The sequence below is a fragment of the Ruegeria sp. AD11(2025) genome (assembly GCF_056542405.1).
Genome location: NZ_JBQFZU010000056.1, coordinates 1 through 10,135 on the forward strand (window position 1 = coordinate 1; position 10,135 = coordinate 10,135).

9 protein-coding genes are annotated in these 10,135 nt (G+C 58.4%); 3 read left to right on the top strand and 6 right to left on the bottom strand.

What is annotated here, in order from left to right; translation table 11 throughout:
- Nucleotides 1-9: 9 nt before the first annotated feature.
- The 3 genes from ACR1XY_RS23585 to ACR1XY_RS23595 form a co-directional block, all read right to left on the bottom strand.
- Nucleotides 10-2,844 carry a S8 family peptidase gene (locus ACR1XY_RS23585; protein ID WP_480597135.1) on the bottom strand — a complete coding sequence of 945 codons (2,835 nt, stop codon included), beginning with the start codon at nucleotides 2,842-2,844 and terminating at the stop codon, nucleotides 10-12.
- A gap of 333 nt (nucleotides 2,845-3,177) precedes the next feature.
- Nucleotides 3,178-3,363 carry a hypothetical protein gene (locus tag ACR1XY_RS23590; protein WP_480423916.1) on the bottom strand — a complete coding sequence of 62 codons (186 nt, stop codon included), beginning with the start codon at nucleotides 3,361-3,363 and terminating at the stop codon, nucleotides 3,178-3,180.
- Nucleotides 3,353-4,168 carry a type IV toxin-antitoxin system AbiEi family antitoxin domain-containing protein gene (locus ACR1XY_RS23595; RefSeq protein ID WP_480423914.1) on the bottom strand — a complete coding sequence of 272 codons (816 nt, stop codon included), beginning with the start codon at nucleotides 4,166-4,168 and terminating at the stop codon, nucleotides 3,353-3,355. The genes ACR1XY_RS23590 and ACR1XY_RS23595 overlap by 11 nt, the downstream gene beginning before the upstream one ends.
- Before the next feature lie 298 nt (nucleotides 4,169-4,466).
- Here ACR1XY_RS23595 and ACR1XY_RS23600 point away from each other — a divergent pair, with 298 nt between their 5' ends.
- Nucleotides 4,467-5,852, top strand: coding sequence for an IS1182 family transposase (locus ACR1XY_RS23600; protein WP_480424921.1), 1,386 nt, complete (start codon nucleotides 4,467-4,469; stop codon nucleotides 5,850-5,852).
- 230 nt (nucleotides 5,853-6,082) lie between these two features.
- Here the strand turns inward: ACR1XY_RS23600 and ACR1XY_RS23605 are convergent, their stop codons facing one another.
- The 3 genes from ACR1XY_RS23605 to ACR1XY_RS23615 are packed head-to-tail and all read right to left on the bottom strand — an operon-like array spanning nucleotide 6,083 to nucleotide 9,284.
- On the bottom strand, nucleotides 6,083-6,283 hold the full coding sequence (locus ACR1XY_RS23605; protein WP_480423912.1) for a hypothetical protein: 201 nt from the start codon (nucleotides 6,281-6,283) through the stop codon (nucleotides 6,083-6,085).
- A gap of 2 nt (nucleotides 6,284-6,285) precedes the next feature.
- Nucleotides 6,286-7,014 carry an AAA family ATPase gene (locus ACR1XY_RS23610; RefSeq protein ID WP_480442447.1) on the bottom strand — a complete coding sequence of 243 codons (729 nt, stop codon included), beginning with the start codon at nucleotides 7,012-7,014 and terminating at the stop codon, nucleotides 6,286-6,288.
- Complete coding sequence (locus ACR1XY_RS23615) at nucleotides 7,011-9,284, bottom strand: helix-turn-helix domain-containing protein (protein ID WP_480424922.1); 2,274 nt, start codon at nucleotides 9,282-9,284, stop codon at nucleotides 7,011-7,013. Before ACR1XY_RS23615 ends, ACR1XY_RS23610 begins: the two co-directional genes overlap by 4 nt.
- Before the next feature lie 60 nt (nucleotides 9,285-9,344).
- On the opposite strand from ACR1XY_RS23615, the gene ACR1XY_RS23620 reads away from it, so the two are divergent.
- Together ACR1XY_RS23620 and ACR1XY_RS23625 are read left to right on the top strand one after the other, a co-directional pair.
- Nucleotides 9,345-9,500: a hypothetical protein gene (locus ACR1XY_RS23620; protein ID WP_480424923.1), complete on the top strand. Its 156-nt coding sequence runs from the start codon at nucleotides 9,345-9,347 to the stop codon at nucleotides 9,498-9,500.
- Nucleotides 9,501-9,660: 160 nt separating this feature from the next.
- Nucleotides 9,661-10,135: XRE family transcriptional regulator (locus tag ACR1XY_RS23625; protein ID WP_480597137.1), on the top strand; the 475-nt coding region annotated here is incomplete at its 3' end.

A 10,135-nucleotide genomic window follows, 5' to 3' on the forward strand; every position in this document is an offset into this window, starting at 1 on the left:
CACTGCGCTTCAAAACCTGTGACTGAGCGCAAATCCAATGTAGGGATTTTGGTCACCGCCTCGTGCGCGATATCCCGCGTTAAATAGAATATCCGGTCCAGGAGCATCCGAAGCGATCTGGTAGGTCAGGCCAATATCTATCGGTCGCACTGAAGATGTAATGTCCACAGTTTGAGAGGTTCTTGTCACGCCCGTGCTTTCCTGGCCGGCTACTGCTGCAACCCTGTCTTGAGGGAGGTCGATTGAGATCTCACCAGAGGAGATCTGGAGCGGACTGGAGACAGACAAGCTCATCGTACCCGGACTGCCGAGAAAATGCTGCTGGCTGATTGAGACGCTGCCAGCACGCCCCACCAGGTTTTCGCCGCCAGTGATCAAACCTTCTTGCCGGAAATCCGTCCTGCTTTGCGTACCCGATACTGTCAGGAGCGTGTTTTGGCCAAAAGCAACAGATCCCGATATCGTCAGGAATGATGTCGCACTGCGTCCGTCTTGACCTGCGGCTCCCATGAAGCGGGACCCAAGCACGGTCCCGTTTTCTTCCATAAGGCCGAACTGGGCAGAAAAGCCTGACCCATCCCTGTCTTTGGCTTCAAGCCCTATGCTGGTCTTTGTGAAAGAGTCAGCGGATGACCCGATTGCATGGTCCGTCGTCAGCGCCAGCGCTTCTGTGAGTTTGAACGCGTGTCCGAATGAGTAGTCTTCCGTAAGAAGCTGTCCAAATGGATCTGCGCCTGGATCCTCGTCTCCGAGATTCATCTCGTAGGAAAAAACACCTCCATCAAGACGGAGACCGGTGCTGTGATGTGAGTTCATGACTGTCAGGGTGTCGCTGACCTTAACTTCCTTTGCGATCGTGAGACGAGGTCTTGGCGCCTTGAGTTCAGAGACCAAAGAACTGGCAGCAAGCTCAAATCCGCGCGTATACTTATCTGCAACCATCACAGTTTGTCCTGCAAGGGCCTGGTTGAGGGCTGGAGCGAGGGCACCGCTGGCGACGATGCCCGTTTTGGCGAGAGGGATCGCTTCGCTTTTGGTGGTGTTGCCCTGGTAGACAACAAGCTCACCCATCGGATGCATGGCGTTGGCCAGATTCAGAAGGCCATGCCCGTACTTCGGGTCAACACCCGGGTCACCGAGATCTTCGGCTGCTTCGAACAAAATCTGAGCGATTTCGGGGGCGGTCAGCAAAGGCCACTGGCTCTTCAATACGGCATAGGCTCCAGTGACATAGGCGGCGGCCATGGATGTTCCGTCTTTATGAACGAAGCCGTTGCCGTCGGGGATGTTAATGACACGTGCGCCTGGCGCAGCGAGGCAAAAGTGCATTGCGACGCCACAGTGGTTGGAGGAGTGCCATAGGCTCTTGTCTTCACGGACAGCAACGACGGCGATGAAGTAACCGAGATAATCGTCCAGCACGACCGGAATGCCTGCAGTGACTGAGACGTCGGGCAGGCCGCCGTTGCCTGCGCCAAAAACGGTCATCAAGTCTTCGGATTTGGCTCTATTCAGGGCGGTGATGGTTTTGTCGCCAAGAAATTCTTTGAGATTTTTGCTATTTTCGTCCGGAGTTTCAGTTGTGAAATCCGTGATTGGCATTTCGACGATGAAATCATCGACAATTTTGGTTCGAACCCAGCTGTTGTTCATGACATGCGCACCAGCGTCAATTGCGCGGTTTATGGCATCAGCCCATATGCTCTCGATCGGAATCGTAAATTCGGTGTAGTCGCCCCGTTTTCTTATTCCATTGAAGATGACAAGCTCGGATTCAAAGGCAACGCCGTGCAGGCCTTGACCGTTTTTCCTGCCTGCAGCGATGTTGGCAACATGCGTGCCATGACCGGAACGGCCATGACCGTCAGGTTCAGAAATATCGTCGGGGTCTCCGACAAAGTAAGAGTGGCTGTTCTCAAAGTCGATTTTCCCTTCGAATTCTGGACTGTCGATATCAATACCTGTGTCCAGGATTGCAATCTTTATGCCCTGTCCTCGCCAGCCTTGAGCGTATTTTTCATCGGCTCCAATCAGAGACAGAGCATAGTTTGCGTTGAATTCTTCGGTCCGGAAGAAAGCGGGATTGTCCGGACCGGGGCCTGGGTTGGGACCGGGGCCTGGGTTGGGACCGGGGCCTGGGTTGGGACCGGGACCTGGGTTGGGACCGGGACCTGGATTGGGACCGGGGCCTGGATTGGGACCGGGGCCTGGATTGGGACCGGGGCCTGGGTTGGGACCGGGACCTGGATTGGGACCGGGACCTGGATTGGGGCCGGGGCCTGGGTTGGGACCGGGGCCTGGGTTGGGGCCGGGACCTGGATTGGGGCCGGGGCCTGGGTTGGGACCGGGGCCTGGGTTGGGGCCCGGGTTTGGAGTGCCGGGACCTGGGCTTGGATTTGGACTGGGGTTTGGAGAAGGTGATGGGCTGGGACCTGGGTTTGGAATACCGGTGCCTGGATTTGGGCCGGAGCCTGTCTCAGAGTCTCCACCACCACCGCCTGCGAGAGAAGCTGCGAGCCCAACTGCGGCGAGCCCAAGGGCGATCGAACCAATTCCGAAGGTCTCCCCTGTGCTTAGCTCCGAAAGAGAAAAACTACGGGTGTCTGGTGCCCGGTCTAAGGTTTGGTTGAGGTAGTCCTCCATAATCGCTGGTCGGCTCAGGAGGATGTACTTGCGTGCATCCTCGAAGGTTGATGGATCGCGCGCATGCTCACTGACGAGGAATTGCAAGGCCTGTTGATTTGAATAGGAGGTGAGTTGATCCGAGTAGATACTCGCCGCGACGGAGGTGGCAAAGGTGACAATGGCCGTCGTGGTCAGGGCTAACGTCTTAAACAGGCGCATGATGATTGCTATTCTTTAGCTGTTAGATTGTAACTGCTTGGTTGCGACCGCGCGCCGTTGATACCGATGAACCGCCCGACCCACCCGGCTCGCAAGTAACAAGCTGAATGTATTGCGGATATTGAGGATTGCTGACCGATCATTCGGTAGGCGGGCCATTCGTTTCCTGCCCAACTTTAGAACCCGGTTACTGTATTATGAAATACTCCGATCCTATGTTTGAATAGACATCGGCTATGGTGCGGCCTGCGCACGCCATGAGATCAGTGGCAGGAGTTTCACCACCTCAACCCAGACGAAAAGACCGAGCGATTGAAGCCGGATCAATCCAAATTAAGGCGGTCCGAAATCCAAAATAATTCGATCCGGTCTACCGCCCTTGAAGACCCAGGATTCAGATAGCTCAGGATGCGCATAGATACCCGCGAGCGCCCAGCCAAGCGCGTAATCCTTTTCCACCACGTGCGGGGTAAGGCCCTGCGTACTGGCAAGTCCAAGGATTTCGCGCTTATCGATCATGCGGGGCGTCCTTCATCCAGCTATCCGGCACACGCAAGCGCCAACGTGTGATGAGACGCGGACACTCCAAAGACGGGTCCAGCTTGGCATGCCCCTTGGTGAGATGCTTGCGCGCTTTGCGGGCAACTATTCCGCCCTTTTCGTGGCGTTCAGCAAGAAAACCGAGCCGCTTGAAGACCGCGCCGTTTCCGTGGCGCAAAGCGTAGTCGATCAACAGATCAGGGTTGCAATCAGGCCGCTGTAGGTAGCGATCAAAACACTCCGAGACATGTTGAATGCCCCCGCCAACCCGGGGATCATCGAGCATATCGATGATTGTGCGGTTAATATCAGACACCGGAATACGGGTCTGGCCACGCCAAACCGTTTTCGTCCCGAATATCATCTCATTCTTGATGTGCTTGAGTGTAAAGACCGCACCCTGCCGCTCGACTGTCCGGCCGGCAACCGAGCGGGCCGTAAACACAAGAACATCGCGAAATATCTGTTCGGTGAGGTCCCAATGCTCGGCAGCGGTCCGTCCCCCAATGTAACATGGCTCAAATAGCGTCGGCACAAGAATCCAAGGGTCCTGCAAGACCTGCCTCGCATCGAGAAGATCAAGCTGAACAGGTACATATGCCCCGCTACCAACTCGCCTGAGCCAGCCTTGGGCGGTCCATCTTGAGAGTAATTTCGCGGCCTGGTGACGGTCGATATCCAAAGCTCGCACTGCATCGTCAATACGCACGACATCCCCTGAAGCCTGAATGACTGTAGTGAGGCGGGCGCGCCCGCGAGCCAGCGGTGGTCTCGAATCGTTCATACTACATTAGAGTACACAAAATTCTCGGAAATAGCGAATTTCTATCTAAGTATAGTACTATACTTCCGGTATATACCGCATACCGGAATTCGCGAATTTTCGCCTGCAAAATATAGCGGCCAGATTTCCGGAGTCGCAAGCAATTCCACATTTGAATGGCCGCAATCCAGACTCTTGGAAGGAGCAATCGCGTTCGCAGCGAATGACTGGAGTCCGCCCATGGTGTTGAAGAACTCTGTGTTGCAGTGCGGCAAGTCGTTTGATTCACTTGATTTATCGAGATTGGGAGGATCGGGCGATGATGGGCATTCAAAAGGTTGAAGCGCAGCTGTTCTATGAGTTCGATTTGGACGCACATGTGCCGCCTAATCACGTATTGAGAGAGATTGACCGTTTCCTCGACATGGGCGACATGCGGGAGAGGCTGAAGCCCTTTTACAGCCACACGGGCCGCCCTTCGATCGATCCCGAGCTGATCGTCCGGATGCTGGTGATTGGTTATGCGATGGGCATTCGGTCCGAACGACGACTGTGCCAGGAGGTGCATCTCAATCTTGCGTATCGCTGGTTTTGCCGGCTCGGTTTGGAGGACAAGGTGCCGGATCATTCATCGTTCTCGCGGTGCCGCCATGGCAAGCTTCGGGAAAGCGACATGCTGCGCCATATCTTCGAGGCGACGGTGGAGCGCTGCCTGAAGGAGGACCTCGTGTCAGGCGAAGGCTTTGCTGTCGACGCCAGCCTGATACCGGCGGATGCCAACAAAGCCCGTTCCATTGCGGCTAAGGACTGGAGCGAAGACGTCGCTCGAGCTGCGGGCAATCGCGCGGCCAGAGAGTACCTTGAAACGCTAGACGATGCGGCCTTCGGTGCAGCCTCGCCGGTACAACCTAAGTTCGTCGCCAAGTCGGATCCGGCAGCTCAGTGGACCCGAGCTGAGGAAAGTCGTCCCTACTTTGCCTATGCCACGAACCACCTGATCGACACAAAAAGCTCAGTCATCATGGATGTTGAAGCCACGCGGGCGATCCGACAGGCCGAGGTGGGTGCCTCGCAAACAATGCTGGATCGCACTGAACAGCGCTTCGGCATCCGGCCGGATTGGCTTGCCGCGGACACGGCCTATGGATCCAGCGACAACTTGGGGTGGCTGGTCAAGAAACGCGGCATCATCCCCTTCATTCCAGTGATCGATCATTCGAACCGCAAGGACGGCGCATGGACCCGTTTTGAGTTTGAATACGACGAGGCCAACGACCAATACATTTGCCCCGAAGGTTTCGCATTGAAGCAGTTCCGCCGGAATTACTCCGATCCCAATCGCGACAAGAACATCCGCGGCACCCGAAAGTATCGCGCTCTAAAATCCGATTGTCAGGGGTGCCCATCGAAAGAGAAGTGCTGCCCCAATGCGATCTGCAGATCGATCAGCCGGGAAGAGCACGAGGACGCCCGGGACTTCGCGCGATCGAGCCGGAAGACGAAAGCCTACAAGGTCAGCCGTGACAAACGGAAGAAAGTTGAGATGCTCTTCGCGCATCTGAAACGCATCCTGAACCTGACCAGGTTGCGATTGCGCGGCCCGAACGGGGCAAAAGATGAGTTCCTGCTCGCTGCCATCGCACAGAACCTCAGAAAGCTCGCCAAGCTCAGGCCCAGGACCGCCCAAACGGAGGCCATGGGATGATCTGACCCGCCAAATCAGCCCATTTGCGAGACGACTGGGCCAGCGTCCGGACCAAACAACTCGCGCTGGTTCTCCAGCGATAATCTGGCAGTCAATTGCACCGAGTTCTTCAACAGAATCCGCCCAATTTGACAGAAATAACAACGAGTTGAAAGCACCGAGGGTCGCTGCCTGATCATGATCCGAGTGCCCCGGCGTTAGAGCATGGGAGTATGCCATGAACGTGATCTTCAATCCTGCGCTTGCGCTGAGGGTGCTGGTCTCGCCAATGGTGCCAAGCCCGGTGGGTTGGGATACCCCGCAGGGATGGCGTGGGCGGTGCGAGCATCGGCGGCCTTGTGCAGCCGGTCCGCAGCGGTGAAGGGCGCGCCATCAAGGGCATGGGGCGCGGCAAGGGAGACCAGCTCCTGGACGGTTTCGGGAACGGCCATCCTCAACTCTCTCCCGCCATCCATGCGGCAGCGGTCTCGACCACGCGCTCATCGAGTTTGTCGATGCCCTCATTCTCCATGAGGCGGGCGCAGGCATCGGCCAGGGCCATCGCTAAGCGCCAGTTGCCCCCCGTCTTTCTGAGAAAGGCCGTGGCGCTCTTCTGAGTGATGCTCCCGAAGCGCGGGGCCAGGACATAGGCGGCCATCTCGCCCGCCTCCTGCACCGGCTGCATCACCACCTTCTTGGTGCCGATCCGCTGGCGGAACTGCTCCAGGAACACCCGGATTTGCGGGTGGATGAACTTTCTGGCCAGCAAGTCCGTGCCCGCGATCACCAGCCCCGCGCCGCCGATGTCAGAGATCGAGCGCAGCATCTCAAGGGTGGGCCAGCGCAGGTGATTGGCCTCATCCACGATGATCAGCTTGCCCTCGGTCCCCTGCCGGATGAGGCGCTGGATCAGGGTGTTGGATGTGCCGCTCGCATCGATGGGATATCCGGCCTTGGCAAAGGCATGCGCCAGCTCTTGCAGGCAGGTCTTTTCCTTCATGCCTGCCCAGGCCTCGATACGAATGGCCCCCAGCGTCTCGGCCAGCCAGTAGGTCGCCGAGGTCTTGCCGGTGCCCGGATCACCCGTGATCTGACCCAGGCGGCTGTATTGTGGCACGGACATCACCGTTTCGCACATCATGCGCGCCCGGCCCGCCATCTCCGTTTCGACGAAGCTCCTCAATCCTCTTCCTCCGCATATGTGAAAGTCCTGACCACCTCGGGGGTCGGCGGTTTCCATTGTTCAATGGGTTTGCGCGGCTCGGTATTGGCGGCCTCGGCCAGGGCCTTTGCGCGCGCCTCGGCATCCATGCGCACCATGCGGTCGATGATCCCGGCATCGACCACTGCAGCCACCGGGGCCTCCGGCGCATCGGGCATATGAGCGATGTGCCGCTCGGTTTCCTCGGTCAGCGACAACAGGGCCACATGCTTGCGCTTTTCAGCGATCTGGCGGCGGAAGGCCTTGCCGCGCCGGTTGACCTCCCGAGCGCCTGCATCATCCAGGACACCAAAGGTGCGCTCCGGGAAGGCCTGGCAGATCAACTCACCATTGGCGAAACAGAACACAAACGCGGGATTGAAGGCGGGCACCCGGAGGGTGATCTTGTGGGTGAGGCCCAGGAGCGCATCGTCGTAGAAATAGATCGTCTCGCCACGGCGGGGGGTGTAGCTCACCCGCCCGCGATCCGGCATGCGCTCGACCTCCTCGGCAAAGGCGAGGGCGAGAACCTCGGGGTGCGAGAGTGTGGTCTTGCCCCATCCCTGATCAATGAAATTGCGCAGGGCCTCATTGGGGCTCATGCCTGCAAGCCGCCCATGCTGAGGGCGCTTGTGATACCACTCCAAGGCTTTGCCAGCGGTCTCCAGAAAGGCACTCGCATCGCCATCGAAGGCCACCGGGTCTTTGCCCTTGGCGTGGGTCTTCTTGTTCATGCGGTCGCCATCGGTCCAGCCTGGGATTGTGGCGAAAAAGACTTGCTCGATGTTGCCAAAGGCACCCTCAATGCCCGGCTTGCCCTTCGCATTGTAGGGCATCGACCGCACCACGGCTTCACGGCCCTCGGCCACGCGCGCTGCGACCTTCGGATCACCGGTGAGATCAAACACCTTGAGCCCGCCCTGCGTCAGTCTGGAGAGCTGGGTGAACCCGCCGATCATCGCATCCCAGGAATACTCGGACCCGTTGTCGAGATAGAGCATCTCGGGCAGGCCCCATTCCGCGACCATCGCCTCAAAGCTCTGGGCCACATGCTCGCGCCGTATGCCTTCACCGGGCTCGCAAAGCACGAACGTCATATGGATTTCATTGGTAGCTACGTCGTACCAGGCAATCGCCTTGGGATAGACCACCGTGCCATCGGCGCGGCGCATCATGATATCCACGGGGTGCACGTCCCCCACCACGATCTGACGTGGCAGCAACGTGGCATAGTCCCGCCGGATCGAGGGCACATACCTGTCCTGGAAGGTGGCGTTGTCTTTGTCCTTGATCGCGAGAAGCGCGTATTGGCGGTGATGCTCCACCTGGCGGCGGTTCACATTACAGAGGCCGAACTGGGTGCCTTTGGCATTCGTGTCGCCGCACCGGCCCAGCTCCAGCGCCTCGAAGGGCACGACCCGCAGGTCTCGGCTCATCTCGATCAGGCGGGTGGTGGATTTCTCCGAGATCGCGCGCCAGCCGCATTCCCCCGCTGCCCAGAGGGACCGGATATAGGTGGTCAGGTCCGCGCCGATCCCGGCCTGCGTGGCCGCATCGATATGCGCCTCAAAAAACGCATCCCAGGCGCGGGTGACCGTCTGGCGCCGGACGCCGTGATCGGCGCGGCGCTTGCGGACCAGACCATTTAGACCAAAGGCCTCATAGTCGCGCAGCCAGTTATAGAGCGTCTGCTTGGAGATCAGCTTGCGTTTCCCGTTGGGGAACAGGCGCGGTTCCCGGGTGAGGCCCTCGATCACCGCCGCCCGCTCAGGTGAGCCCTTCTCAAAGGCCAGGGCCGGGCGGATCACCTCCTGCCGCCACCGCGCCAAAGCCAGATCGGCCTCAAAGCGTGCATCCGTTTGGTGGGCCTGCTCCGGTACAAGACAGGTGCCGCCGGTCGCCACATCGGGCTTTGCGTGGAGCACGATGCCACGCTCCAGATACCAGGCCTCCCGCAGATCAGCGGGTAAGTGGTCTACATGCGCTTGAGGTGCTCGACCTCCAGCACCGCCACGCCCGATTTCAACTTCTCTGACAAGAAGATCGACACCGCGCCACTTGCGCGACTGCAGGGCTTTGCTGACCGCCTGTTTGGATACCCCAGACAACTCGACCAGGTCATTCATCGGCAACCATTTTTCGTGGTTGACCAATGGTTGACCAACAGGTTGACCAACGGCTTCTAGCGGCGGATTGGTCAACCCCGAGGCGTTGGCCTCAACCAGTTCGAATTTGCGCGATGCCTGCCCCATGGCTTACACCGCCACCGTCTCGGGGCGCCCGCCCCTTCTCCGGCACCGGGGACGCGTTCCGTGACGCGTTCCCTCGCTCAGCACCGCATCGCGGGGTGCCATGCGCTTCCGGCGTTTGAGGCGCGCCTGGCCCGTGTCGTCCCCAGATTGTCCGCAGGTAGCCACGGGAGTGGTGCTGGTGTGGATGTTCTGCTTCCCACGCCCGCCGAGGTCTGAGGCGCGACATGCGCCAACGATGATCTCACATAGAACCGCTCCGGGCTGGAACGGCTTGCTTCTTGCTGACATAGTGTCCTCGCAATGCTGGGGTGCGTCGGTATGTTGTAATATCACAAATAAGACCAAATGCTCCTATAATCAAGCGACATAAGAACAAATGGACATAAATGAGCGACTAAAAGAGGCCGTATCTGCTAGCGGTTTGAGTTTGCAGGATTTTACCAATAAGATCGGAGCGAACTACCGAACCATGCAGCACTATCTCTCGGGCTCCAGGAAGGTGAGCGCTGAGCTTTTAGCAGCAATGGCGGAGCATTTGGACATATCACCAACGTGGCTTCTAACCGGGCGAGGCGCCCGATTGATCACGGAGAGTGTCGGAGCAAATGCTCATGAGAACCAAGCTTTGGCACTTCAACCCAATGATCGTGTTGAAGAGTTTGTCGCCATTCCGCACTTCGATGCGCAGGCGTCCGCTGGCTTCGATTCGCTAGTGGAGGCCGACGTCGGCTCCGGTTACTACAGCTACAGTCGGGCTTCCATTCAGCGGCGCGGGCTAAGTGAGGATCATCTGTCGGTGATCCGCGTGACTGGCGACAGCATGGAGCCAGAGCTCTCAGATGGTGATCTCG